Source organism: Lacipirellula limnantheis (assembly GCF_007746075.1).
GTDB lineage: Bacteria > Planctomycetota > Planctomycetia > Pirellulales > Lacipirellulaceae > Lacipirellula > Lacipirellula limnantheis.
The window spans coordinates 5,433,944-5,458,383 of record NZ_CP036339.1; the positions used below are offsets into that span (position 1 = coordinate 5,433,944).

Genomic DNA, 24,440 nt, shown 5'->3' on the forward strand with positions numbered 1-24,440 from the left:
AAATCTACAGCACAGCTTCATTCCGACCCTATGCCCCGTTTTCATTACCAAGCGCTGAACGCCGAACAGGAGCTCACCATTGGCGAGGTGGAAGCCGATGCCGTGGCGTTGGCGATCACCCAGCTGGAAGCGAACGGACTGACGGTACTCTCGATTGGCTTCGCCACGGCCGAGACAACGGCGGCCCTCATGGCGCAAAAACAACCGTTGCCGACGCCGAGACGCAAACCTCCGGTCATCGACGCGGCTCAAGACGAGAGCGTCTTACGATCGCATCTCGCCCGGACGCTGGAACGCGCCCGGCCGCTGACGCCTGCCCTGCGCGCCTACGCTGAAGAAATGCCCACCGGCCGCCGGCGGCGCGAACTCGCCGAAGTCTGCGGAATCTTGGCGCGCGGCGACGTCGAGGCCGCTACGGCGGCGCTGGCCACCATGCCTGAGTATTGGATCCCGCTCATCGGCAGCACCGCACGAGACAACGATTCAGCAGCAATTTTGCGAGACTTCATCGCCGAATCGCAGCAGGCGGACGAGACTCGCCGGCAATGGTGGACCCTCCTGGCCTACCCGCTGTTTCTCATCGGCTTCGCGACGCTGGTGCTCGTCCTACTGGCGTACATGGTCGTACCGACGTTTCAGAGCATTTTCGAGGACTTTGATTTAGAACTGCCGCGGCTCACCATGTGGACAATCAACGTTTCCGACTGGATCACCACCGGCGCCCCCATCCTGCTCGTTGCCATCCTGTTGATCGCCGTCGCGGCCGCCATCAAGTTCGGCGGGCCAATGCTTGGCGAGTGGTTCGGGAATTGGTTCGGTCGCTCGACAGGCGTCGCGCGGTTCGCCGCTTCGACGGCCGACCTGCTCGCCGGGGGCATCGAGACGCCCGACGCCCTGCGCATCGCGAGCCGAACCGCCAAAGGAGGGCCGCTGCGGCAGGCCAGTCAACGCTTGGCGGCGCTGCTGCAGTCAGGAGACGTCGCGGCCGCGGAACAGTGGCGCCGTCCCGTGACGGCTACCGTGTTCTACGCCGTCACGGCGGAGCTGCCGCTGGACTCGCGGACCCAACTGCTGCAAGAGATCGCCAACTGTTACGTCGACCACGCCCGTTCGCGCGTCTCGTGGAGTCAGGGGATCTTAGGCCCGCTGACGATCTTCATCGTTGGATTCGTGGTGGCGTTTGTGGCGCTGTCGCTCTTCCTCCCCCTGATCAATCTCATCAACAACCTCAGCGGCTGATCGCGCCGGCGCGTTTGCATGGATTCAATGTTCCCCACATTCCGTGAGCTGAACAGCGGCCCGTCGGTGCTCCGTCGTTGGTGGCCCTGGCGGACGACGCCCTCGCAAAGTCGTTCGCTCCTGCGACTGATCGCCGTGGCAACGGAGAAACACATTCCCCTGGCGCCGCTGCTGGAAGCATGGGCCGAGGATGAGCGCGGCATCCAGCGCCGCCGCGTCCAGCGACTGGCCGCGCTGCTGCGTCAAGGAACGTCGCTCCCCAACGCCGTGGAGGAAGTCGCCGGAGCTCTCCGCGACGGCGACGTGCTGGCCATCCGCTTCGGCGTCCAATCGGGCACGTTGGCGGCTTCCCTGCGCGAAGCGCAACAAGACGACGCGGCCCGGCAAACAGCGCCGGTCCTCCGTTGGACGTTGGGCTACTTCTTCCTGGTGGCCACGCTGTTTTTTGTGATCACGACGTTTATCTACGTCAAAATCATTCCGAGCATGCTGGCGATCATGGAGGACTTCTCCATGGACATCCCGCGCGCCTTGAAGTGGTCGCTAGAGTTCGCGTCATTCGTGGAAAGCTACTGGTGGGCGTTCATGCTGCTCGCCTTGCTGGCGGCTTGGTCGACGGTTTCCGCGCGACCGGGACGGTTCTTGCGCAACACGGTGCTCAGCCGCTTCTTCGGCCCGCTGCGCAACCTCCGCTCCGCCGAGGTCTTGGAGAAACTGAGCGTCGCCGCCTCGGCCGGGCGACCGATGACGGGCGCCGTCTCCACGCTCGCCCGTTACCACTTCGATCCCTCGACGCGTCGTAAGCTCCTCTTCGTACGCAATGAAATGGAACAGGGCGCCGAGGTTTGGCAGAGCATGGCCCACGCCGGCCTGCTCACTGCGCCTGAAGAGAATCTGCTGCTCGCCGCCGATCGCGTCGGGAATCGTCCCTGGACGCTGCGCCAGCTGGCCGCCAGCAAAAAACGCCGCACCTGGCGGAAGCTAGAGCGACTGTCGGAACTGCTGCTGCCGGCGATTGTCGTCCTCCTGGGGGCGTTCGTCTTGTTCCAAGCACTTTCGATTCTGATGCCGCTGGTGACGATCATCAACGCCCTGAGCTAAACGTCATGAACGCCGTTAACAACTCCATCAGACGACGCGGAACGACCACGATCGAATTGTTGGTTTCGTTCACCCTGCTAACCACCGTGCTCGGCGCCGCCTTGCCGCTGGTGGTGCGACATGGCCGAATCCTCAACTCCGCGCGACAGTACCGCATGGCTCTCGATGAGCTTTCCAACCAAGCGGAGCGGATCACCGCATTGAGTCATAATGCGGCGATGGAGACGCTTGACGAATTGCAGCCTTCGCCCTTCGCCGCCGAGCATCTGCCCGGCGCGATGCTGAGCGCCGACCTGGCTTCCTCTGACGGCGCCGAGCGCGTCACGCTCTCGCTTTCGTGGGATGAGCTAGGACGACGCGCGGCGCCCGTTTCGCTCGTCGCTTGGCTTCCTCGCGGCAACGATGCGGCCATGGAACCAGCCGCTGCGGAGGAATCGCCATGAACATGAGAAGTCGACGCGCCATCTCGCTGATCGAATTGCTGGCCGTGCTGTCAGGTTGCAGCGTCGTCCTGGGGCTGACCGCGTCGCTGCTCCACCAAACGATGCGCGCGCAAAGCCACACGCGAGACTTCTTCGACGTCGAGCGGAATGCGCAGCGGCTCGCCCGGCAATTTCGCAGCGATGTCCATGCCGCTGCCGTGGATTCGATTGACGTTGATTTGGCGGACGCCGGCGACGGCGTCTTACTCCAGATGGAGTTACCCGACGGCCAATCGGTCGCGTATCAGCGCGCGGCGGAGAAGATTATCCGTATCGCGTCGCAGACAGATGGTCCGACGGCTCGGGAAGAATACGCGCTCAGCGAATCGATAGAGATCGACGTGCGCGAACTCGACGCACCGCGGCGAGTTGAATTGTCGATCACGTCTTCGCCGCCGCAGCCGTCGCAAGAAGCTCCCCCGTCGCCTGCCAGCATTCGAGCGACTCCAGTTAACTTGAAGGTTGATGCGATCCCCGCTCGCGACTTGCGTTACGCCGCGCCTGCCACGAGCGCCGGGGAGGCGACATGATGAACCACGAGTCATCTGCACAGCCATCCGTCACCCGTCACGCAGACCGTCGTCGACATGCGTTCCGCCGCCGCGGCGCCATGTTGGTCGTCGCGTTAGCCTGCCTCGCGATCGTCATGGCGATCATCGGCGTGATGCTCCAAGGAGCGCTCCGCGCTCGCCGACAGTTGCACGTCGAACGCGACCTGCGTCAGGTCGAGCTGCTGCTAGAGGCTGGCTTTGATCGCGCAGCCTTCCAGCTGGCTAGCGATGACGACTACGCGGGCGAAACCTGGCAGATTCCAGCTAGCGACTTACTCGGCCGCGGCGACGGCGAAGTGGTGATCGTCGCCGAGCGCAGCGGCGATGCGGAACCCTGGCGGGTCCGCGTCGCCGCCGAGTATCCGGTCGGAACCCCAAAATCGGTGCGACGTTCCCGCACCTTTCTCGTTCGAGATTAAATCAATGAATCAACGTTACCTATTAGGAGTGACTCTCATGCAGCCTCAATACTCGCAACCTGCTTTGCACAAAGAAGCTGTGGGAGGCGTCTCCGACGCCGATTCGGCGCTACTTCTTCGGAGTCGGAGACCCCTCCCGCAAACCCGCTTCTACTCCGTCCGCTCGGCGTTCACGCTCGTCGAACTACTGGTCGTAATCGCCATCATCGGCGTGCTGGTGGCGCTGCTCCTGCCTGCCGTTCAAGCGGCCCGCGAGGCGGCCCGACGCTGTAGCTGCGTCAACAATATGATGCAACTGGGTCTGTCGCTGCATAGCTACGAGTTCCATCACGAATCGTTTCCGCCCGGCGTGATCAACCCAGACGGTCCCATTCGCAATGAACCCTTGGGGCAGCACGTCAGTTGGACGGTGCAGGCCCTCCCCTACCTGGAACAGAACGCCCTCTGGCGAGAGTTCGATCAGGCGGCCGGCGCCTACGCGCCAGTCAACGCGCCGGTTCGCTCCACTGTGGTCAGCGTGTTGCTCTGTCCATCGTATGCCGGCAACGAGTCGAACCAAGATCAGTCAGTGGCCCATTCGACCTACGCCGGCTGTCATCACGACGTTGAGGCGCCGATCGACGCGAACAACAACGGAATGCTGTTCCTCAACAGCAAGGTTCGCTTCAGCGACATCTACGACGGCAGTTCCAACACGATCCTACTCAGCGAAGCGGTGCCGGATGACGAAAAGGTACTCGGTTGGGTTTCAGGCACACGCGCGACGCTCCGCAACACGGGCGTCTTGCAGCCGCCGCGGCGCCGCAATCAACTGACGCCCGAAGAGCAACCCGAGTCAGCTCAGCCGATCTCATCAACATACGTCGGCGGGTTCGGTAGCTATCATTCGGGCGACGTCATCAACGTCGCCATGGCCGATGGCTCCACGCGCGCGATCGTGGCGAACATCGACCCCAGCGTACTGCATCAACTCGGAAGTCGCGCCGACGGCGCCATTCCCAAAGAGTTCTAGCAGATCGTGCGGAAACGAAGGCTTATTGAATTGGCTGCGATGGCGTCGCCGAGCCGGTGGTGTAGCTCGGCGGATCGCTCGCCGGAAACGACTCCATCGCGGCCTCATCGACCGGATCGAGTTCATCGACGGCCGAGCTGCCGCCCTGATACTCTGGATATGGCGACCCGCCACTCTCTGGTTGCGAACGTCCGCCGTACAAGTGCTGGCCGTTGGCTAGCTTGTCGCTGACGGCAGAGAGTTTCTCTCCCAATGGGCATTTCCCCGTCCCGCCGCGGTAGACCAAGTATCCCCCGACCGCCATGGCGGCGAGTGTTCGCAACGAAATTCGCGACAGCCCATACCCCACCAAACAGGCGCCAGCAGCTGCTGAAAACCAACGTTCCTCAGGTCCAATCTCGCTTGCCAGCTTCTCTGAAAACGGCAGATTCCCAGCCATGTTTATCTCTCCACGAACAGTACGATCCGGCTAGACGCTATTTGAAGGCAATAGGTCATACAACTATAGATCAGGCAAACAGCGTGCCGGCCGGCCTACGCGGATTGTGCCGCAAAACTGGGCCCCGCCCCGAGCGGCGGTCGGCGTCCACCGCTCCAATCGGACCGCGCACCTGTCACCGGCCTCCTTCTTGGCACGATCGCCGCGAGCAATTGGGCGCCCCGCGACCGCGGGCTGGCACGGAATGCTCACTCGCTCTGCGGCGCGAGTAGCAGTTTGTCGGCCCGGGCGAACTCGTAGCCGCGCCGCGTCAGCGCGTCGCACAGCGCGCCCAAACGAGGGTGGAATGGATCACCCCGCCCTGAGCCTAGGTGCAGCAGCAGCAAAAAACCATTCAGGCCGTGCGGATCCTCCTGTTCGTACGCGAGGATCTCCTCCAGAATCTTTGACGATGGCACGAATGCGCGGTCTTCTTCGCGAGCGTAATCTCGATTCGAACCGCTGCCCGGCGTGAAGTTGATGAGCCCGACTCCCATATCGCCGCTCCAGGCCACCTGTTCGGAGTTGTACCACTCGTAAGGCGGAACAAAGAGGATCGGCGTCCCCCGCGACAGCGCGCGGACGCCGCGCAGCGCCTCGACGTTTTTCTGCAAGTCGACGCGAAAGAACTCGGGCGTCACCAGCGTCTGTCGCCGATTTTCCCACGACGCATAGAGGGGATGCGAATTGGAATGGGGGCCGACGTAATGCCCCTCCTCGATCATCCGGTTGATCGCCGGACGCAACGAATCCTGGCTCACGAATCCGCCCGTGAGGAAAAATGCCGCTTGGATGCGCCGCTCGGCAAGCGTCTCCAAGATTGGTTCAGCGCTCTCGCCGAACTGATCGCCTGTAAAGATCAGGGCAAGTCGCTTGGCACTGACGTCGCCCCGGATGACGGCCCCCTCGGCGTCGCGCTGGACGTTAGCCGCGAAGGAAGTCTCGGCCAGCGTCACCGAAGCATGTGACAGCGTTGCCAGTGCAACAACGAGCGCGAGCGTCGCGCCCGTGATTCCGGATCGTCGCTGGCGACTAGCGGCTCTCATTTACTTCCAAACGTCCAAAAGCAGCAGCAGCGACACGGTCCCATCGATAATCGGTTCGTTCGTCGAGAAATCGGCGAACAAGTCGTGATACACCGCCACGTCGGACTGGAATCGCGCCAGTTCGTCGTCAGCGAACGAATTGCCAAACTTCAACCCATCGTTGATTTCCTTGGAGACGGGCCCGTCGACCACGCCGCCCACCGGCAGATGCTGCTTGAGCTTCCAAAACAAATGATGCGGTCGGCTGGCGGCGCGACCACCCTCGGGAACGCCGATGACGAAGGATACGCCCCAAGGATTTCTGCCAAAAAGCCAATCACGCGCTTCGGCGCCAAGCTGGCGATAGGTCACGTCGCCCGTCATCTGCTCGTACAACGCCGCCTGCGTCGCCAAGGCGGTCACGTCGTTTGTCGAGCACCAGACCAACGGCGTGCCAAGCCGATACGGATTTTGCTCAGCGCGGAGCCGAATGCGCTCCAACCCTTCACGGTAATACCCCGCGATCTTCCGTTGATCCTCGGGCCCCGCGTGGGAGTACAGCCGCCAGTGGGCGAGATTCACATAGGGAAAGTATTCATAGTGTCCGTGGCGATCGGCGCCCATCCAAGGGTTTCCCTGGGCTTGATGGGCGTACTTGATCGCGTCATCGAGATAGGGCCGCTCCTTCGTGGCCAGGTAAAGCTCGATAGCGCCCCACTCCATGTCGTCGAAGTAACTACTCTCGCCATAGTAGTAGGGGGCCCGCACGGGAACCGACATCGCGACCCCCGGCTTCGCCTTTCCCAAGGCATAGAGCGACTTCGCCGTCTCGACGTCGCCGGCCAGCGCGAGTGCCGCGGCGCTGCGACCTGCCAGATTAGCGACGCCCGTCGATTTGTTCTGGTGGGTCGGCCCGTCGGGGGCGCCGATCGCGGGCCACGCCGCGCGCGGCCCGCCGGGGCCGCGGCCGTAATTTGATTGGTCGTCGTGCCACAGCGTTTCCGGCGGGAGGTGATCGCGGTCGTCGCCAATCTGCACGTAGATCGTCTGCGGATGCGGATGAATCTTGCGAATCAGTTGAGCCCCGTGGCGGGCCTCATCCTCGGCGTCCGCGAGAAACAAGGCCGCCACGCAGTACGAGGTGGTGATCATGTGCTTCAGTCGATCGCCCGCATCGTGCCACCCGCCGGTGACGTCGACCAGCTCGCCAGTCACCACGTCAAACCCGTCCTCCTGATGGCACTTGCCGGTGAGTGGATTGTCGCCGCAGCGCTGTAGTTGCATGAACTCGAGCAGCTTCGCGGGGACGCTCGCGTAGGCGTCGTCGCCGATGGCAAACTTCGGCGATGCGACCGCGCCAAATTTCACTTGGTACTGGCCGGCCGACTTCACGTCGCTGAAGTCGAGCCGGTAGTTGTGGGCGAACGGCCCCCACGCCCCGTGATCGACGCCCACATCGGCGTTGAAGTCACCCACGTGGAACTCGCCCGCCAACGGCTCATCGCTTGATAGCACCGCGATTTTCGGATCGCCCGGCAGGTAGCCGATCTGGTTAACGCGTACCCACGCGTCGGCTTGGGCTGCGCTAATGGCGCTCAACATGATTGCAGCGCAACCAAGCAGTCGCAGGACTCGTCGCGGTTCGCCGCAATTGTCTTTATTCATGCCGCAACAATTCTGGTCGACCGTTTACAGTTTCCTAACGCCGTCATTTCAATCACAGAACACCCGCAACTCGTGAGGATTGCCGCTTGATATTCTCTCTGGTCTACGTCAGTCACGCCGTCGCTCCGTTCGACGACTCGGCACTCGAAACTCTTGCCGCTCGGGCGAGCCAGAAAAACAGCCGCCTGGAAATTACAGGATACTTAAACCTGAACCGCACGCGATCGACGTTTTTCCAATATTTGGAGGGTCCGCAACAGGCGGTGCTCGATCTGACGGCGGAAATCGAGCGCGACGACCGGCATCGGGTCGCAAACATCGTGCAGATCGGCGAGATCGAGTCGCGCCTCTTCCCGGCGTGGAACATGTGCTATCTCGACCCGGGTTTCTTCCAAGCGATTCGCATGGAAGACATCCTCGAAACGGTCCTGCTCACCATGAGCGAACGAACGTTCAAGCGCGAAGAGGTGGTGTCGACCGTCTTACGCATCGCCCGGCAAATTGCCAATCGCAAGGCGTCATAGCGGCGGGGGCTCACTCCCACCGAAACTTCGCCCAGACAGCCGCATGGTCCGATGGCCACCGCGGCGTTGCCCGATCGAGCCGCCGTGCCTCGACGGCGCCAACTTGCGCTCCGCGCCAGAAGATAAAGTCGATGCGATCCTGAATTTGCTCGGGAAACCGCGGCGACCAGGTGCGATCCCCAGCCCGATCGATGCGCGGGCGACAAACGCGGTAAGCATCGCGGAAGCCGGCGTCGGCGACGAGCTTCGTCACGGGCCACGCGGCGACGATGCCGTACTGCTCGCGGGCGGCCTCAACGTAATCGAGATGCGAGTTGCTGTTGAAGTCGCCAGCCAGAATCACCGGCACGCCGGGGCGCTTCGCCATCTCGGCATCGATGCCGCTGAGGATGGCGCCCGTCTCGACCATGCGGCTTTCGCCGTCCGCGGCCAGCAAGTCAGCGGCGCTGCGCCCGTCGCGGGAGCGGGGATCGGTCCAAATGTCGTCCACATAGTGAATCCACGCCGCATAAACGGCGACCTGCCGACGATCGGGCAACTGCACGACGGCTCCCACGCAGTTGAACGGCTTGTAGACCGAGACATCCGCGACGATGGGCCAGCGACTCAAGAGTGAGACGTTCGTCCCGCGCGGGTGGAAGTGAAACCCAAGCCCCGCGGCAATCGCCTCGCCGCTGCCATACGTTTCGACCAGGGCCACGACGTCGGCGCCGCTGGCCCGGATCACGTCGATGATCGCCCGTTGCTTCGCGCGCTTGACTGCCTCGTCCTCCGCGTAGCGAGCTTCGTCGCCGCCGTTCCAGATATTCCAGGCGAGGACTTGGAACTCGGCCGCCGGCTGAGTTGTCGAAGTCTCTTCACCGTTGCATTGAGGCAAGGCGACTGTCGTCGCAACGATCCACAGAAAAAGAATGTTGCAACGGCGAACAATATAAGCGGCCAATTCACACGCTTCGGCTCGTCGCACAGCGGCGACGCTCGACCCACTGCCTTCCGAACAGCACGATCCCCAGAATGCCGCCATAAACAATTGCCTCAATCGCAAAGACCGACGCATTGTGAGCGCTCACCAGCGGGGACAACTGCATCGTTCGAAAGCAAGGAATGGGCAGCGACACGCGCGCATCGCTAACGGGCCAGAACATCGCCAGCCCCTTGCGACCATCATACAGCGTATCGAGCAGCAAGTGGCTGAGCCACGCGACGGCGCCGCCGACAATCAAACGCCAGCGGAAGTACGTAGTTCGTCGCAGCAAAAACGTCGCCACGACGGCAGCGATTGCCACGCCAGCGATCGTTACGAAGATGCTGTGGCTCACGTCATAACGATCATGCCCCCAACCGGGCAGCGGCCAATCGGGAGCGTTGGCGAGGGCGACAAACGCCGCCAGCGCGACGGCGGTCTGCCGTCGATTGAAGTCGCGCGGCATGACCGCGCACCCAATTGCTAGCCCCATTAAACTGTGCCCAACCGGCGTCATATCAAGTCATTCAGGCAAATGCCGACTTCGCGGACCTCGATCGGCGTGGGGTAGTGTAACGAAAGACAACGTCCAACGCCAAACTTGGTCGACTAGTCCGGCTTCCGCCATTCCAACACGCCAGGAAGTTCCTCGCCAGCATACTCTAGATGCAACACACGTCGCGAGCGATCGTTCGTCGAACGCCCTGAAGCATGGAGCAACAGTGGCCGCATTAGCAGAGCGTCGCCAGCGGCAGCCGCGCAGAGCGTTTCACTACGCCCCTCGCGTAGGCTTGCGATCTGATCGGCGTCCAGTCGGCCCAGTCGATGCGATTCGGGAATCACCCGCAATGCGCCGTTCCATTCGTCGGCGTTGTCCAGGTGAATCCTCACCGTAAGCATCCGCTCAAGCACCTCCACCGGCGGCTGCACATGCGGCACGCCTTCCTTCACTGACCAGGCTCCAAAGCCCGGCGTCTCGACCCGCTCCCGGACGGGAATCGCCAGATCCTGATGCCACGCCACCAACCAGTTCGCCCCCGGGGACTTATTGAACCAAATCGCCCGCACGGGCCGCGGCTCGCCACCTGTGTAACGCTGGACGAGGTCGAGCAACTTCTTCGATTTCGCAAGCGCCGCCACGGCCGGAACCGCCAGCATATTCCGCCTGCCCGCAACGTTGCCGTCGCCAACGGCATCCAGCAATTCACGCCGCTCCGGCTCGCCGACAAGGCCAGCGACTAGTTCGAAACCATGCTCAGCGATCCGATAATGCTCCACGCCGAGATTGTCCTCCGGTCTTCTTCTTTGAGTTCTCTTTGCGCCTCTGCGCCTTTGCGAGAGACAAATCGTTCAACTATTCCGAACGAAGCCGAAGCAAAAATGCCGCCAACCGCGGCGGCCGGCCCGCATCGTCGCCGTGCCAGCGTTCGTCGAATCGCGTCAACGCGAAGCCGCTGGCTGCTGCGGCCTGCCAGAACGCTGACAGATGATGGACAAACGCGGCAACGGTCGTCGTTTCGCCGTTGCGACTGAAATTCGCCACGGTTCCTTCATATTGCCTGAACGGATGCAGCTCGCACGCAAAAAATTCGCCGCGAGGCAGCAGGCAGCGCGTTGCTTCGGCGAAAACGAACCGCAGGTCGGCAATGTGTTCAAGCACGAGATTGCAAACGAGCAGGTCGTACTGTGCGGCGGCGAACGGCCACGGCTTGGCGACGTCGACGGCGCCGAACTCGACCCGGTCGGCGAAGCCGCTGGCCTCTGCCTTCGCCTCGGCCTGCTGCAGCATCCCTGGCGAGAAATCGACCGCCGTGACGCGGTCGGCGACGGTCGTCAAAAATGCCGTGTTTTTCCCGGTGCCGCAGCCGATTTCCAGGATCGAGCGGAACCGCCGGCCGCCGAGCCATTCCCGCGTCACCTCGGCGTCGAGATCGCGGGTACGATTCGGGTCCACGTCGTAGGTCTCCGACCAGCGGGTGTAAGCGTCTTTGATCGACAAGGCGGTTTTCCTGGTGCTCTTCGGGGCGCTCAGTATACGCCCCTCAAGAGACGCCGCGCGCGTCGAGGGTTCGGACTGATCGCTTATGCGACCAGTCCAGTGCGGCCTCCATACCGCGGACTTGCCAGGAAGTTCGCGGGGCGGCGGCTAAACCATCGGCTCGGGGTGGAGTTCGCGCTTGCTGCCTCCCTTGGAGGTCCGCAGAATCCGGAACCCGATGTCGGTCCGGATGAAGCCGTAAAGGCACATCAAAATAAATGCGAGCACGCCAATCACCAGTGGTCTGGAGTAATCAATTCCTTTGAACACGCCCCCCTCGCCCAACCGCGGCGCGATGACCGGCTCCAGCGGCAAGCCAAATTTGTTGGCCAGCGTATTAATGCGAATCATATGAATCACCGGCACGCCTTCATTGCTGAAGCGGGCCATGACGCCGTCGATCTCGCGTACGTCGCGCGGGGGACGCATGTTGAGCCCCGACTTGAACATTTTCTTCCCGACGTCCTTACCAACCGACACCGTACCGCCGCCCACGTTGATGTAGGCGGCGATGGGGCGGCCCTTGGCCTTGTCCCGATACATGTCCATGCGGAGGTCGATGTTGGCCCGCATCCGCGCCGCAGCCTGTTCGACCGGCGGCAGATCCTTTGCGGCCTCGGGCAGCTCGACGACTAGCGGAGTCAGACCATTTCGCTCGAGCGATGCTTGCACCAGCTTCAGCCCCTCCTCGGTCAGGCCCTCGCCCTCGTCATTGTTGCCGCCGATGGAACAGGCGATCGACTTGATGCCGAACAGGGGCGGCAGCTCCTTGCCCTCTTCGTCAGTTCGCTTCTGGTCGCGCAACAAGTGCTCCATGTCGGGCCACATGAGTTGCGGCACGTTGGCGCCCCATTGCGATGCGCTGGCGCTCGAAATCACCAAGGGCCTCGCGCCCAGAGCTTCCAAGGCGGCGTAAGTGCAGATATTCAGCGCCGGGAATGATCCTGACACGCCCACCGCGACGACGTCGCCCTGCTGGACTCCGGCCTCCTTGAGCATCTCCACGAGCACCGCGGCAAAGTTGGGATTGGTCGACGTCTGTTTGGCCGACAAATGTCCCAAGACCGACGTGACGGGCGACATGGCCAGGCCGATGATGCCGGTCTCGGCCGGATCGTTCACCGCGTCGATCGGCGGGCCAAGCTTGACGCGCTCAGCGCGCACGATCTGGAACGCGTCGGCAGCCAGATTCGCCGCTTTGATTTTCTCCTCAAAGTAAGGCTGCTCCTGCGTGACCTTCCACCGCTCGACCATCATTAGGCCGGCAAGCGAGATGAGGGCAATCAACAGCAGCGCCGGTCGCGAGACGGCGCGTGGCCGCCAGTAGATCCTTTTCATATCCCTAACGCATATCGCCAAGTGTCATGGTGAACGATTTAATGCCCGTGAAGAGCCCAGCCGCTCAAGCGCCGAGATTCTGCAATTCCATTCCGAATACCAGCATCAGCACGAGCCGCACGACGACCGCTGACGTGACCAGCGCCGACAGCGTCTCCAGCACGCCCTGCCGATCCATCCAGATGGCGATCAACCCCGGAATGACGTAACCGATCGGCTCCCACTCCGCTGGAATGGGACTCTTCGTGCTGAGTTGATAAAGAAACTCCGAGGAGTAGAACGGAATCTGCGTCATCGCCCCGCGCACGAGATAGCCGACGATGATCATCAGCACCGTTCGGCGTTTGCCGTAGATGATGATGAACGTCGACAGCGAATGGACGACTAAATAGGTGACGAACGACGCCGCCAGCGTCAGCGCAATGTCGATCGGTCGATTGAGATAAAGCGCAATGTATCCCGGCACGACCATGCCGCCGGCAGCGAGGCCGAACATTTCGGAAAACATCAGGCTGACGGCCAGTCCAATGCCAATCGAGGCGGTAAGAATATCGATCATCGCTGGGGGGTAGGTAAATAAGTCGGTGAGTTAGTGATTTCGTGACTACAAGCTCGGTGCGATCCGCTCGTTACTTGAACGTGCGTGCGGTACTGCGATTGGCGAAGTAGCGGACGACTTCCAGGCCAATGCCGCCGATGTTCGCCATGCCCATCGCCATTGACCGGCGTCCCGTCAACTCGACGATGCTCTCAAAAATGTCCTCGGCCGGGTGATCCTCGGCGAACACCATCTTCTGCGGATCGAGCCCCGCCTTCACGGCGTACTTTGCAAAGATGTACGTGCCCGACCCGATCAGCAAATAGTGATCGGCGGCCGGCCACTGGGCGACGACCGTCCCGAGTTGGCGCGAACGATCGGGCCGATCGGCGCGGCAGTTGAACACCGCAATCCGTTTTTCGACGTCGGCGTAGCGCTCCAGCGCCATGCGCCAGATGCGCTCGGTCGATTGCGGATCGTTCGCCGCGAAGCCATTCACGAAGTTGATCTCGCGTCCGAAGAAGTTCATTTCGTGGGCGGTCATCGCGCCCGGATCGGGATGGGCCCGCCACATCCCTTGCAGCGCCACGCCGCGTTCCACCCCCACCGCATGGCACACCTTCAGCGCCAAGGCAATGTTCTCGGCATGTTCCACATACGAAAAGCCGGCCAAATCGAGCGGCGTGATCGCGGCGACTTCCGCCGGCGTCACCGCGACCAGTTCGCATTTGCGGTCGCGGCAGACTTTCTCAAAGACGTCGAGGTAAACCTGCTCAGCCGTGTAGAGCTTCCCGCCTACCGGCACCATGCCGGCCAGGGCCAGCGCCACGTCGCGCCCGCCGGGGCCCATGACGTCGAGGTGATCTTCGCGGGCATTGGTGATGACCGCGTGCGTGGCGCGAACCAGTTTGTCCTCGCACAGCCACTGAAGCGACGGAATTAACGCCATGCATTCCAGCACGAGCGCGTCGGCGTCGATCTCCGCCGTCGCGGCGACAATGCGAATCTGTTCAATGACGTTCGCCTTGGCGGGGCGAAACACCGGATACTCCGAGCCGTCCGGCATGATCATCCGCGGCAGCGTGCCGGTTGTCTTGCAACACGTTCGCTTGCCGGCGTTGCGCATGCCGGCGGCGATGAGCCGCGCCACGCTCGATTTGCCGCGAGTCCCGTTCACATGGATGCGAATGGGAATCTGGCGCAGGTTGCGGCGATGGACTGCTAGCTCCGCAACGCCGCCGCCGATAAGAAGACCGGTAGTGGCGGCAAGTGCGGCAATAGCGCTCATAGGCGGGAACGTTCCAAGGTAGGTCAGGCTTTCAAGCTGGCAGCCGCCACGACGCGCGTCACCAGTCGAAAGGAGGGTCAAGCCAGAAAGCTTGACGACGGGGAACAAGGCCTCCTCTCTTGCCAACGTTCCCCGCAGTGCCGGAGGCGCATAGATTATAGAAACGGTTAGCTTTGCCAAGCCCATCTGACGAAAAGGAGCCGTAGTCGCATGCTAGCAACCGAGTCGACCCCGAATGCGTAAGGCCGCTGATCGCTCTGCTGCCGACGAAGATGTTTTGCTAGACTACCGCCCTCGCCCTCCCCCGCCGCCCCTCCCAAAACCCCGCACGCTTCAACGATCGAGTCCAGCGATGTCCGACGCTCCCACCGGCAATGAAAAGTCCGCGCCACGGAATTTCATTCAGCAGATCATCGACGCCGACCGCGCCGCCGGAAAAAACGGCGGACGCGTCCACACCCGCTTCCCGCCCGAACCGAACGGCTACCTCCACATTGGCCACGCGAAAAGCATCTGCCTGAACTTCGGCCTCGCGAAGGAGTACGGCGGTAAGTTCAACCTTCGCTTCGACGACACGAACCCGGCGAAGGAAGAACAGGAATACGTCGACTCAATTGTGGACGATGTGAACTGGTTGATCGCTGGGTTTGGGGAGACGGAAGGGTTCAGGGTTCAGGGTTCAGAAAACTCCTCTCCTGCCCCCCGAACCCCGAACGCTGAACCCTCTCTCCTGAACCCTGAACCCTTCTTTGCCTCCGATTACTTCGACCAGCTCTACGCCTGGGCCACGCAGCTGATCAAAGGCGGCAAGGCATACGTCTGCGATCTCACCGCCGAACAGATGCGCGAATACCGCGGCACGCTCACCGCCCCGGGCAAGGACAGCCCCAATCGCAACCGCACCATTGCTGAGAATCTCGAGCTCTTCGCACAGATGCGCGACGGCAAGTTCGCCGACGGCAGTCGGACGCTCCGCGCGAAGATCGACATGGCATCGCCGAACGTCAACATGCGCGATCCGGTCCTCTATCGCATTAAGCGGGCCCACCACCATCGCACCGGCGACAAGTGGTGCATCTACCCCTCGTACGACTACACCCACGGCCAAAGCGATTCGATCGAGGGGATCACCCACTCGATCTGCACGCTCGAGTTTGAGAATCATCGCCCGCTCTACGACTGGTTCTGCCGCGAGCTCGGCATCCACCATCCGCAGCAGATCGAATTCGCGCGTCTCAACCTCACCTACGCGGTGATGAGCAAACGGAAGCTGCTGCAGCTCGTCCAGGAGAAACACGTCGCCGGCTGGGACGATCCGAGGATGCTCACCATCCGCGGCCTCCGCCGCCGCGGCTACACCCCCGAGGCGATGCGTGCGTTCTGCGAACGGATCGGCGTGGCGAAGTTCAACAGCACGATCGACATGGCGTGGCTCGAAGACGCCATTCGCGAAGATCTCAACGAACGCGCCCCGCGCGGCATGGGCGTGCTGCGGCCGCTAAAGGTTGTGCTCGCCAACTTGAAGGAAGGCGAAACGATTGAACTCGACGCGCCGAACCATCCGCAGCAGCCGGAGATGGGTTCGCGCAAGATTCCGCTCACCCGCGAGATCTTTATCGAGCAGGAAGACTTCATGGAAGACGCCCCCAAAAAGTTCTTCCGCCTAAAGCCCGCCGGCGAAGTCCGCCTCCGCTGCGCCGGCATCATCAAGTGCGACGAAGTCGTGAAAGACGCCGCCGGCAAGGTGACCGAGCTCCGCTGCACGTTCGATCCCGACCACTCCCGCAAAGTAAAGGGAACGATCCACTGGGTCTCGGCGCCGCTCGCCCTCACCGCCGAGGTGCGGCTCTACGACCACTTGTTCGGCGTGGAGAATCCGGACAACGCCCCCGAGGGGAAGACCTTTCTCGACAATCTCAACCCGAACTCGCTCGAAGTCGTCACAGACGCCAAGCTTGAACCTTCGCTAAAGGATGCATCTGCGGGGACGAGTTTTCAGTTCGAGCGATCCGGCTACTTCTTCGTCGACCCCCTCGACTCGAAACCCGGCAGGCCGGTGTTCAATCGCACTGCAACCCTGCGAGATAGTTGGACGAAAGAATCTGGCAGAGACTAAAAGACTAGATGACAAGGCCGTTGCCGTTTTGGCGCCGAAGCGACAATCGGAGGCTACGTCGAGCGAACCCCCAGCCTCCAATCGCCGTACAAGAGTTAATTTCCGCCCATTTTGCGTTACGGCACTACCCTGACCGCAGCGAACTTCGCCCTGCCCCGGTGGGTCCGTAGGGTGTAAAATCAAGAACCATCCGGCGTCTCCCTAGCGTCCGCAGCCATTCTCCGCTGCCGCTGGCGGCGATGCGAGCAGACAGGATGCCCTCCCTGTGGCCGATCTCCATCCCACCTTGGCCAGCGACCTTACTGTCGAGGCGCCACGGCAATCATTCGATTCAGAGAACGAATCGGATACTCAGTTGCGAAAGTCCGCCCGTCGCCGCGTGGCTCTGGTCGAGGGGAGCACGCCCCACATGAGCAGCGAGACGCGCGGCGTCTTGCGCCGTCGGTTGCGCATCGCAGCCGTACTCCTGTTCATTGGATTCGCATCGTTCTTCTTATACTCGACGGTCCGGTGGAAGATGTCCGATCATCTCCAAGCGGACTATCGCTGGGTCTTTTTCTCCCAAATCGCGGTGATCACGCTCTTGGGGCTTTCCGCCTGGAAGCTCTGCGCCAAGTGCGACCTCTCGATGACCAAGCTCCGCATCGGCGAGGCGATCGTCTTCGGTGCACCGGCGCTGTTCTTCACGGTGCTGACCTATCACAAGCTGACCTATTGCGCAATGCTCGACGAGGGGCATGCCCACATCGCCAGCACGCCCGCCGCGTGGATGTTGTTGATTTTCTGTTATGCGATCTTCATCCCAAACAATTGGCGCCGGGCCGCAGCCGTCATTGGCCCGCTCGCTCTGACGCCGATGGTCGTCATGGCAGTCGCCTATTTCACTTGCCCCGCCCTGTCGGCGCTCCTGCAGTCAGACGACTTCGACGACTTGCCGGTCGAGCAGGCAATGCTGCTAGCCCTATCGGCCATGGTAGCGATCGTCGGCGTCCACACGATCAACGCCCTGCGGCACGAAGCATTCGTCGCGAAGCAGCTCGGCCAGTACCGCCTCAAACGCCTTCTCGGCAGCGGTGGCATGGGCGAGGTGTACCTCGCCGAGCATCAGATGATGAAACGCCCCTGCGCCGTGAAGGTCATCCGACCCGAGAAAGCGGGCGACCCGCAGGTGCTCGCCCGCTTCGAACGCGAAGTCCGCGCCACGGCAAAACTCTCGCACTGGAATTCGATCGACATCTACGACTACGGCCGCACTCCCGATGGCACGTTTTACTATGTGATGGAGTTCCTCCCCGGTCACAACCTGGGCGAGCTCGTCCGCGAGCATGGCCCCCTCCCCGCGTCGCGCATCCTCTACCTTATGCGACAAGTCTGCGACGCCCTGGCCGAGGCCCACAGCCACGGCCTGGTCCATCGCGACATCAAGCCGGCGAACATCTACTGCGCCTACCGCGGCGGGGTCTTCGACGTGGCGAAGCTGCTCGACTTCGGACTGGCCAAACCGCTGACCGACGCCAACGATTCGGGCCTGACGCAAGAAGGGTCGATCACCGGCTCGCCGCTGTTCATGTCGCCCGAGCAAGCTGGCAGCGAAGAGGTCGACGGCCGCAGCGATATTTACTCGCTGGGCGCCGTGATGTACTTCATGGCCACCGGCAAGGCGCCGTTCGAATACGCCAGCCCGCTGAAGGTGATGATCGCCCACGCCAGCGAAGACCCCGAGCCGCCGCGCTACCTAAACGGCGACATCCCGGCCGAGCTGGAAGAGGTGATCCTCCGCTCGCTCGAGAAGCGCCCCGGCGACCGCTACCAAACGGTCGCTGAGCTCCGCGAAGCCCTCGACCGCGTCCCGGTCGACAGCGAATGGACCGCCCGGATGGCCGCCGACTGGTGGAACAACTACGGCTGCCCGCAGCGCAAAGCGATGGCCGAAGAGGCCGTCGAAATGGCCGCCGTCTGAACCGCCGGCCGTTTTCCCGTGTCTTTCCGCTTGCCCAGTCACCCCGAGGTACTCCGAGGGGTCCGGCTAGATTCCTCGGAGCACCTCGGAATGACCGAACGGGTCGGGGACACGGCATCACCACCTGTCTTTCGGCTGACTTCCGCGGAACCCCTGCGCCGCCTAAAATGAGGGATTCGGCCCCACCTCTGCGGCCGAACCGTATCCTAGCCCCTGGCTCCGCCAGGGGGTCGCTTCCCACACCACAAGAGCCCGAAGCGTCGACTCACCCCCCTGACGAAGCCAGGGGCTACAGCGATCGCTTCCCGCGTCAGACATTTTGCCATTCGATCGAGGTCAGTCGATGAGCGCCGCCGCCAAGCCCCGCACGTTGTTCGAGAAAATCTGGGACGCCCACGTCGTCCACGCGCAAGAGGGTCGGCAAACGATTCTGTACATCGACCTGCAGCTCGTCCACGAAGTGACCAGTGCCCAGGCGTTCGAAGGCCTCCGCCTCGCCGGCCGCAAGGTCCGCCGTCCCGAGCGGACGATCGCCACCGCCGATCACAACGTCCCCACCACCGACCGCAGCCTGCCGATCGCCGACCCGATCTCGAAACAGCAGATCGACACGCTCCGCAACAACTGCCAAGAGTTCGGCATCACCCACTACGACATGGGCGACGTTCGCCAGGGGATCGTCCACGTCATCGGCCCCGAGCTCGGCTACACGCAGCCCGGCATGACGATCGTCTGCGGCGATAGCCACACGTCGACCCACGGCGCGTTCGGCGCTCTCGCCTTCGGCATCGGCACGAGCGAAGTCGAGCACGTCCTCGCGACGCAAACGCTCCTGCAGTACAAGCCAAAGACGCTCGAACTCCGCACCGACGGCAAACTCGGCCGCGGCGTCACCGCGAAGGACCTCGTCCTCTACCTCATCGGCCAGATCACCACCGACGGCGGCACCGGCTACTGTCTCGAGTTCACCGGCGAGGCCCTCAAAGGCCTCACGATGGAAAACCGGATGACGATCTGCAACATGTCGATCGAAGCAGGTGCCCGCGCAGGCATGATCGCCCCCGACCAGACGACGTTCGACTACCTCAAGGGCCGCCCCTTCGCCCCCGCCGGCGCCGCGTGGGACAAGGCCGTCGCCTACTGGAAGACGCTCCCCACCGATCCCGGCGCCAAGTACGACAAGTCGCTCGTCTTTCAGGCCGCCGACATCGCCCCGCAAGTCACCTGGGGAACTAACCCCGGCCAGGTCGCGGCGATCACCGCCAAGATTCCCCGCCCCGGCGACTTCAGCGATCCGACTGACCAGAAGACGACCGCCCAGTCACTCGAATACATGGGCCTCGCCGGCGGCGAACCAATCACCGACCTGAAGCTCGACCGCGTCTTCATCGGCTCCTGCACCAACGCCCGCATCGAAGACCTCCGCGCCGCCGCCGAAGTGGCGAAGGGCAAGAAGGTCTCGGGCCACGTCCAAGCCATGGTCGTCCCCGGAAGCGGCCAGGTGAAGGTCCAGGCCGAGTCGGAAGGCCTCGACAAAATCTTTAAAGAAGCCGGCTTCGACTGGCGCGAGGCCGGCTGCAGCATGTGCCTCGCAATGAACCCCGACAAGCTCGCCCCCGGCGAACGGTGCGCGTCGACGAGCAACCGCAACTTCGAAGGCCGGCAAGGCAAGGGCGGCCGCACCCATTTAGTGTCGCCAGCGATGGCCGCTGCGGCTGCGGTGGCGGGGCACTTTGTCGACGTCAGAGACTGGGAATAGTCTATGAGATCGCCAAGATGGCTTACGCAATTTTACGAGCGAGCGACGCTTCGTCGAAGAACCGTCGGAAAACTCCGCGTCCCATCAGGCAAACTGTTGATCTGTGACATATCCGGCGGATGCAAAGAAAGAGATGCCATTGAGGTACCTGCCGGCGACTATTGGATTGTCGTTGAAATGGGGAAACCAACGAAAGAGAATCCGTTCTTTCAGCGGATTGTTCGGCGCGCGATTATCACCAATCGACGCATAGACGACTCGGAGCTGATTCAAGTTGGCAAAGTGGGTGTTGATATGGCTCGGATCGTCGTCGCCGACTGCGCCGACTTTCTGAATTACTCAGAAGCAGAAGGACCGGAACGAATCGGATGCGTCTCAACGGCTAGGGAAAATCGCGTTAAATCCCTTCTAAGCGAGAGATTTAAGCTTACTTTTTACCGGTTCAATATTGTGACGGCGCGATGTAGAGAGCCAATCAATGACGATTTAAAGAATCAAATCCTGGCGTACCTGCGATCCTTTCCAGAGTACGCACGAAACACTCACATTCATTTTTACGTTGAAACTTGTAGCACGTGGGATCGAGTGAATCGATTTAACAAACCGTTCGGTATGCTCCCTATCGACTCGAAGAAGTCCGCATCGCTTGCCGTTATCGAGAGCGGGTTTGGCGACGGCGTGTACCCCATCTATGCGAGGCGCGGTTCCGGCGGCGCGACTGAGGTTGAAGTACATTTCCACGACGCAACGACAGAAGAATTCGTAAATAGCTTTGCAGTCCTAAACTCATAATTGATCTAACAATGAAACCATTCACCACCCTCACCGGCACCACCGTCGCCCTCGACCGCGCCAACATCGACACCGACCAAATCATCCCCAAGCAGTTCCTCAAGCGGATCGAACGAACCGGCTTCGGCGAGTTCCTCTTTTGGGACTGGATGCGGCACGACGACGGCACCGTCAACGAAGAGTTCGAGCTCAACAAGCCGTACGCCAAGGGGGCGAGCATCCTGCTGGCCCGCCGCAACTTCGGCAGCGGTTCGAGCCGCGAGCACGCCCCGTGGGCGCTCGAAGACTTCGGCTTCCGCGTCGTCGTCGCCCCCAGCTACGCCGACATCTTCTACAACAACTGCTTCAAGAACGGCATGCTGCCGATCCACCTCAGCGAAGAGCAGGTTGAAGAGCTGTTCCAGCGCGAAGCGAAGCACCGCCCCTACCAACTGACGGCGGACCTCAATACGTGCACGCTCAGCGACGGGCACGGCTTCTCAGCGAAGTTCGAAGTCGAACCCTTCCGCCGCCACTGCCTGCTGAACGGCCTCGACGACATCGGCCTCACGCTCGAACACGAGTCGAAGATCACCGCCTACGAGACCGCCCACGGCATCGGCGTTTGAGGGGCTAGCTTCCTCGAAGACAATTTCTCACGCAAAGGCGCAAAGGCGCGAAGGAATTGGATGAATATCCGCATCTTGTTTTTCTTTGCGCCTTTGCGCCTTTGCGTGAGATCTTTTTTGAATTCAGTTTTCAGACTTTCTTTTTCCTTATTTCTATCAATTGCTTGCATCGCGCCCCTCTCGGCCGCTGAAGCTGATAAGCCAGCCGAGCCGAAGCCAACCAGCGCCGCAGCCTGCCCCCCCTACGCTGAGCCAACCGACGAGTCCGACCAGTACAACGTCGAGACGCTCCTCACCGGCCTCGACAATCCCTGCGCGATCGTCCTTCGCCCCGGCGCCGCGACCGGCTCAGCCTACGAGCTCTACCTCTCCGAAAGCGGCGCCGGCCAAATCCTGCGTCTCAAGAGCGACGACCTCAAGGCGCCGACGCCGATCGTCACCGGCTTTCCGGTCGACAGCTACGGCGACGCTAAGAAGGACGAACCCGAGTACCGCATCGGCCCGCTCGGCCTCGCCTTCCTCACGCCGACCAAACTCGCCGTCGGCGGCGCCGGCTTGCCGCAAGGCGAGGACCTCGTCGTCGTCTTTTCGCTTCCCGCTGACGGTTCGCCCCTCAAGTACGACCAGCAAGAGTACGCCGTCGGCCCCATCCCGAAGGGGCCGCAATCAACCTCCGGCGAAGGCAACTTCTACGGCCTCGCCAAGACCGACGACGCGCTCTTCGTCACCTCCAACGGCGACGACGACCAAGCGTGGATCTTGAAGGCCGACCTCAAGGCGAACAAGCTCGCCGATCTGCAACCCTTCATCGCCACGAAGCCGCTGCTCGGCACGACCGGCCCCACCGCCGCCACGGTCAACCCGAAGGAGCAGTCCCACTATTTGGTCGTCAGCCAGATGTCGGACTTCAAGAAAGATCGCGACAGCCTGCTGACGTTCTACAGCCCGAAGACCGGCAAGGTCGCGCTCAACCAGCGGACGGGACTCTATGACATCGCGGCACTAGCCTACAGCCCGACCGATCAACTCTACGCCGCCGACGTGGTGCGAGCCGACGCCAAGCTCGGCGGCGTCTATCGACTCGACGCCGCGGAAGTCGACGGCCGGCAGACGACGCGGGCCGTGAAGATCGCCGCCGCCGAGCGCCCCACCGCTCTAACCTTCGCCCCCGATGGCGCCATGTACGTCACCGCGATCGGCCCGCGCCAAGCCCCCGACGGCGAAGCGACCGGCGTGCTGCTGAAGATCACTCCCAAGAATGACCCGGTGAAGTTCTAAGGTTCGTCTCTTTGGTCCACAGAAGAATGAAACACAGAGAGCACAGAGGACACGGAGAAAAGATGAAGTTGAGTATCGCCTAGCTTCCGCTTGCCTTCTCTGTGATCTCTGTGGCCTCTGTGTTGAAAGACTTCTCTTTCAACTCTCCAATTCGTTCTAAGAAAGCTGATCCATGTCGCGCCGCGAAAAAATCGAAGCCATGCTCGTCGACGAACCGCGCGACACGTTCCTGCGCTACAGCCTCGCAATGGAACTCGAAAAAGAGGGCGACCACGACGCCAGCCTCGCGAAGTTCAACGAGCTCACCCGCGACGAGCCCCCCTACGTCCCGGCGTTCTTCATGGCTGCGCAACAACTCGCCAAGCTCAATCGCATCAACGAAGCGCGCACCTATCTCCGAGAGGGCATCGACGCCGCCCGCGCCCAAGGCAACGCCCATGCCGCAGGCGAAATGAGCGAGTTCCTGGCGTCGTTAGGATCGGCGGGCGAGTAGTCTTGCAGCCCCCGGCTCCGCCGGGGGGTCGCGCACCACGCCGACACGCAACGGAGCGCAAACCGACCCCCGGGCGGAGCCCGGGGCTACAGATAAGAAACTGCGCTACCGCTGCTTCTTCGTCCCGCAAGCGCTCGCCACCGCACAGCTCGTGCAGCTGGCGCAGCCCCCCTGCCCCTTCGCTTCCTCGGTGCCGCACCCCGGCCCGCACCCTTCGCTCAACGTCTCGGCAAACTTCCGAAACTCCACCGCCGCCTCGTACGTCTCGGCCAACCGACGCGTGATGTCCGCCGCTTGCTGCGGGGGCTCGCCGAGGAAATAGAAGAACAGCCCCTCGCCATCAAACAGATGCTCCACATCGACCAAGGCGGCGGGAACGGCCGCCTCGTCGAGCAGCCGCTGGCAGGCGTCGAACGCCTCGTGGCGCTTCGCCTGCAGCCGGGCCTCGAGCAGATCGTCCTGCACGCTCATCCGCCGCAGGATCGCCCCATCGGCCTGATGGATGCCGAGGGCGTTGTCCGCCTCGGCCACCACTTCGCCCACCTCCAGCCCGCGCGGGCTCCGCACCACGACGCGGCTGCGGCGAGGGTAGCGAACAGCCTCGGCAGCCGAAAAACTGCCGACGTGGCCCAGCAGGCCGTAACGGACGAGGTGAAAACCCATGCGGAAATAGCTCGGGGCGGTAAGTCGGGAACCCCTCAATTGTTACCCGCCAACCCCGGCGTGCCAAGTTCGTCTCCCGCTCCCCCTTAACCTCCCGGATTCCCGGCAA

25 protein-coding genes are annotated in these 24,440 nt (G+C 62.3%); 14 read left to right on the forward strand and 11 right to left on the reverse strand.

Going from position 1 to position 24,440, the window contains the following annotated elements; translation table 11 throughout:
• Positions 1–30 precede the first annotated feature (30 nt).
• The 6 genes from I41_RS21155 to I41_RS21180 are packed head-to-tail and all read left to right on the forward strand — an operon-like array spanning position 31 to position 4,804.
• A complete protein-coding gene (locus I41_RS21155; protein ID WP_145434899.1) occupies positions 31–1,239 on the forward strand; it encodes a type II secretion system F family protein in 1,209 nt (402 codons plus the stop codon).
• A 27-nt stretch (positions 1,240–1,266) separates the two neighbouring features.
• Positions 1,267–2,340 carry a type II secretion system F family protein gene (locus I41_RS21160; RefSeq protein WP_168207072.1) on the forward strand — a complete coding sequence of 358 codons (1,074 nt, stop codon included), beginning with the start codon at positions 1,267–1,269 and terminating at the stop codon, positions 2,338–2,340.
• 5 nt (positions 2,341–2,345) lie between these two features.
• The gene (locus I41_RS21165) at positions 2,346–2,783 is read left to right on the forward strand and encodes a type IV pilus modification PilV family protein (RefSeq protein ID WP_145434901.1); all 438 of its coding nucleotides are present in this window, start codon (positions 2,346–2,348) and stop codon (positions 2,781–2,783) included.
• Positions 2,780–3,352 (forward strand): PulJ/GspJ family protein, encoded by a 573-nt coding sequence (locus I41_RS21170; protein WP_145434902.1) that lies wholly within the window; start codon positions 2,780–2,782, stop codon positions 3,350–3,352. Before I41_RS21165 ends, I41_RS21170 begins: the two co-directional genes overlap by 4 nt.
• Positions 3,352–3,792, forward strand: a complete 441-nt coding sequence (locus I41_RS21175) for a hypothetical protein (protein WP_145434903.1) — start codon at positions 3,352–3,354, stop codon at positions 3,790–3,792. Before I41_RS21170 ends, I41_RS21175 begins: the two co-directional genes overlap by 1 nt.
• A gap of 37 nt (positions 3,793–3,829) precedes the next feature.
• A complete protein-coding gene (locus tag I41_RS21180; protein WP_145434904.1) occupies positions 3,830–4,804 on the forward strand; it encodes a DUF1559 domain-containing protein in 975 nt (324 codons plus the stop codon).
• 22 nt (positions 4,805–4,826) lie between these two features.
• On the opposite strand, the gene I41_RS21185 is transcribed toward I41_RS21180, so the two are convergent.
• The 3 genes from I41_RS21185 to I41_RS21195 all read right to left on the reverse strand — a co-directional run bounded on the left by I41_RS21185 (position 4,827) and on the right by I41_RS21195 (position 7,972).
• Complete coding sequence (locus tag I41_RS21185; protein WP_145434905.1) at positions 4,827–5,243, reverse strand: YgaP family membrane protein; 417 nt, start codon at positions 5,241–5,243, stop codon at positions 4,827–4,829.
• A gap of 248 nt (positions 5,244–5,491) precedes the next feature.
• Complete coding sequence (locus I41_RS21190) at positions 5,492–6,328, reverse strand: polysaccharide deacetylase family protein (protein WP_145434906.1); 837 nt, start codon at positions 6,326–6,328, stop codon at positions 5,492–5,494.
• Positions 6,329–7,972: a glycoside hydrolase family 9 protein gene (locus I41_RS21195; RefSeq protein WP_145434907.1), complete on the reverse strand. Its 1,644-nt coding sequence runs from the start codon at positions 7,970–7,972 to the stop codon at positions 6,329–6,331.
• A gap of 86 nt (positions 7,973–8,058) precedes the next feature.
• Between I41_RS21195 and I41_RS21200 the strand changes: the two genes are divergently transcribed.
• Entirely contained in the window at positions 8,059–8,496 is a 438-nt protein-coding gene (locus tag I41_RS21200; RefSeq protein WP_145434908.1) for a BLUF domain-containing protein, read from the forward strand.
• Positions 8,497–8,506: 10 nt separating this feature from the next.
• On the opposite strand, the gene I41_RS21205 is transcribed toward I41_RS21200, so the two are convergent.
• From I41_RS21205 to pgsB, 7 genes are all read right to left on the reverse strand, one after another.
• Positions 8,507–9,373: an endonuclease/exonuclease/phosphatase family protein gene (locus I41_RS21205; RefSeq protein WP_168207073.1), complete on the reverse strand. Its 867-nt coding sequence runs from the start codon at positions 9,371–9,373 to the stop codon at positions 8,507–8,509.
• Positions 9,374–9,440: 67 nt separating this feature from the next.
• Positions 9,441–9,977, reverse strand: coding sequence for a metal-dependent hydrolase (locus tag I41_RS21210; RefSeq protein ID WP_145434910.1), 537 nt, complete (start codon positions 9,975–9,977; stop codon positions 9,441–9,443).
• Between the two features lie 92 nt (positions 9,978–10,069).
• On the reverse strand, positions 10,070–10,738 hold the full coding sequence (locus I41_RS21215; protein WP_210421024.1) for a phytanoyl-CoA dioxygenase family protein: 669 nt from the start codon (positions 10,736–10,738) through the stop codon (positions 10,070–10,072).
• 76 nt (positions 10,739–10,814) lie between these two features.
• Positions 10,815–11,459: a class I SAM-dependent methyltransferase gene (locus I41_RS21220; RefSeq protein ID WP_145434911.1), complete on the reverse strand. Its 645-nt coding sequence runs from the start codon at positions 11,457–11,459 to the stop codon at positions 10,815–10,817.
• A 147-nt stretch (positions 11,460–11,606) separates the two neighbouring features.
• Positions 11,607–12,836, reverse strand: coding sequence for a poly-gamma-glutamate system protein (pgsW, locus tag I41_RS21225; RefSeq protein WP_145434912.1), 1,230 nt, complete (start codon positions 12,834–12,836; stop codon positions 11,607–11,609).
• A gap of 64 nt (positions 12,837–12,900) precedes the next feature.
• On the reverse strand, positions 12,901–13,395 hold the full coding sequence (gene pgsC, locus I41_RS21230; RefSeq protein WP_145434913.1) for a poly-gamma-glutamate biosynthesis protein PgsC: 495 nt from the start codon (positions 13,393–13,395) through the stop codon (positions 12,901–12,903).
• 70 nt (positions 13,396–13,465) lie between these two features.
• Positions 13,466–14,662: a poly-gamma-glutamate synthase PgsB gene (gene pgsB / locus I41_RS21235; protein WP_145434914.1), complete on the reverse strand. Its 1,197-nt coding sequence runs from the start codon at positions 14,660–14,662 to the stop codon at positions 13,466–13,468.
• Positions 14,663–15,014: 352 nt separating this feature from the next.
• Here pgsB and I41_RS21240 point away from each other — a divergent pair, with 352 nt between their 5' ends.
• The 7 genes from I41_RS21240 (at position 15,015) to I41_RS21270 (ending at position 23,668) form a co-directional block, all read left to right on the forward strand.
• Positions 15,015–16,778 (forward strand): glutamine--tRNA ligase/YqeY domain fusion protein, encoded by a 1,764-nt coding sequence (locus I41_RS21240; RefSeq protein WP_145434915.1) that lies wholly within the window; start codon positions 15,015–15,017, stop codon positions 16,776–16,778.
• A 355-nt stretch (positions 16,779–17,133) separates the two neighbouring features.
• Positions 17,134–18,738, forward strand: coding sequence for a serine/threonine-protein kinase (locus tag I41_RS21245; RefSeq protein ID WP_246133721.1), 1,605 nt, complete (start codon positions 17,134–17,136; stop codon positions 18,736–18,738).
• A gap of 343 nt (positions 18,739–19,081) precedes the next feature.
• Complete coding sequence (leuC, locus tag I41_RS21250; protein WP_145434917.1) at positions 19,082–20,497, forward strand: 3-isopropylmalate dehydratase large subunit; 1,416 nt, start codon at positions 19,082–19,084, stop codon at positions 20,495–20,497.
• A 3-nt stretch (positions 20,498–20,500) separates the two neighbouring features.
• Entirely contained in the window at positions 20,501–21,289 is a 789-nt protein-coding gene (locus tag I41_RS21255) for a hypothetical protein (RefSeq protein WP_145434918.1), read from the forward strand.
• 11 nt (positions 21,290–21,300) lie between these two features.
• Entirely contained in the window at positions 21,301–21,897 is a 597-nt protein-coding gene (gene leuD, locus I41_RS21260; protein WP_145434919.1) for a 3-isopropylmalate dehydratase small subunit, read from the forward strand.
• A 117-nt stretch (positions 21,898–22,014) separates the two neighbouring features.
• The gene (locus I41_RS21265) at positions 22,015–23,175 is read left to right on the forward strand and encodes a hypothetical protein (RefSeq protein WP_145434920.1); all 1,161 of its coding nucleotides are present in this window, start codon (positions 22,015–22,017) and stop codon (positions 23,173–23,175) included.
• Positions 23,176–23,347: 172 nt separating this feature from the next.
• A complete protein-coding gene (locus tag I41_RS21270) occupies positions 23,348–23,668 on the forward strand; it encodes a tetratricopeptide repeat protein (protein ID WP_145434921.1) in 321 nt (106 codons plus the stop codon).
• 105 nt (positions 23,669–23,773) lie between these two features.
• On the opposite strand, the gene I41_RS21275 is transcribed toward I41_RS21270, so the two are convergent.
• Positions 23,774–24,331, reverse strand: a complete 558-nt coding sequence (locus tag I41_RS21275; RefSeq protein ID WP_145434922.1) for a PSP1 C-terminal domain-containing protein — start codon at positions 24,329–24,331, stop codon at positions 23,774–23,776.
• Positions 24,332–24,440 lie beyond the last annotated feature (109 nt).

Excerpts from the sequence above, each read along its gene's own strand:
- I41_RS21155 (WP_145434899.1), top strand. The coding sequence starts at position 31 with ATGCCCCGTTTTCATTACCAAGCGCTGAACGCCGAACAGGAGCTCACC.
- I41_RS21160 (WP_168207072.1), top strand. The coding sequence starts at position 1,267 with ATGTTCCCCACATTCCGTGAGCTGAACAGCGGCCCGTCGGTGCTCCGT.
- I41_RS21165 (WP_145434901.1), top strand. The coding sequence starts at position 2,346 with ATGAACGCCGTTAACAACTCCATCAGACGACGCGGAACGACCACGATC.
- I41_RS21170 (WP_145434902.1), top strand. The coding sequence starts at position 2,780 with ATGAACATGAGAAGTCGACGCGCCATCTCGCTGATCGAATTGCTGGCC.
- I41_RS21175 (WP_145434903.1), top strand. The coding sequence starts at position 3,352 with ATGAACCACGAGTCATCTGCACAGCCATCCGTCACCCGTCACGCAGAC.
- I41_RS21180 (WP_145434904.1), top strand. The coding sequence starts at position 3,830 with ATGCAGCCTCAATACTCGCAACCTGCTTTGCACAAAGAAGCTGTGGGA.
- I41_RS21185 (WP_145434905.1), bottom strand. The coding sequence starts at position 5,243 with ATGGCTGGGAATCTGCCGTTTTCAGAGAAGCTGGCAAGCGAGATTGGA.
- I41_RS21190 (WP_145434906.1), bottom strand. The coding sequence starts at position 6,328 with ATGAGAGCCGCTAGTCGCCAGCGACGATCCGGAATCACGGGCGCGACG.
- I41_RS21195 (WP_145434907.1), bottom strand. The coding sequence starts at position 7,972 with ATGAATAAAGACAATTGCGGCGAACCGCGACGAGTCCTGCGACTGCTT.
- I41_RS21210 (WP_145434910.1), bottom strand. The coding sequence starts at position 9,977 with ATGACGCCGGTTGGGCACAGTTTAATGGGGCTAGCAATTGGGTGCGCG.
- pgsW (WP_145434912.1), bottom strand. The coding sequence starts at position 12,836 with ATGAAAAGGATCTACTGGCGGCCACGCGCCGTCTCGCGACCGGCGCTG.
- pgsC (WP_145434913.1), bottom strand. The coding sequence starts at position 13,395 with ATGATCGATATTCTTACCGCCTCGATTGGCATTGGACTGGCCGTCAGC.
- pgsB (WP_145434914.1), bottom strand. The coding sequence starts at position 14,662 with ATGAGCGCTATTGCCGCACTTGCCGCCACTACCGGTCTTCTTATCGGC.
- I41_RS21240 (WP_145434915.1), top strand. The coding sequence starts at position 15,015 with ATGTCCGACGCTCCCACCGGCAATGAAAAGTCCGCGCCACGGAATTTC.
- leuC (WP_145434917.1), top strand. The coding sequence starts at position 19,082 with ATGAGCGCCGCCGCCAAGCCCCGCACGTTGTTCGAGAAAATCTGGGAC.
- I41_RS21255 (WP_145434918.1), top strand. The coding sequence starts at position 20,501 with ATGAGATCGCCAAGATGGCTTACGCAATTTTACGAGCGAGCGACGCTT.
- leuD (WP_145434919.1), top strand. The coding sequence starts at position 21,301 with ATGAAACCATTCACCACCCTCACCGGCACCACCGTCGCCCTCGACCGC.
- I41_RS21270 (WP_145434921.1), top strand. The coding sequence starts at position 23,348 with ATGTCGCGCCGCGAAAAAATCGAAGCCATGCTCGTCGACGAACCGCGC.
- I41_RS21275 (WP_145434922.1), bottom strand. The coding sequence starts at position 24,331 with ATGGGTTTTCACCTCGTCCGTTACGGCCTGCTGGGCCACGTCGGCAGT.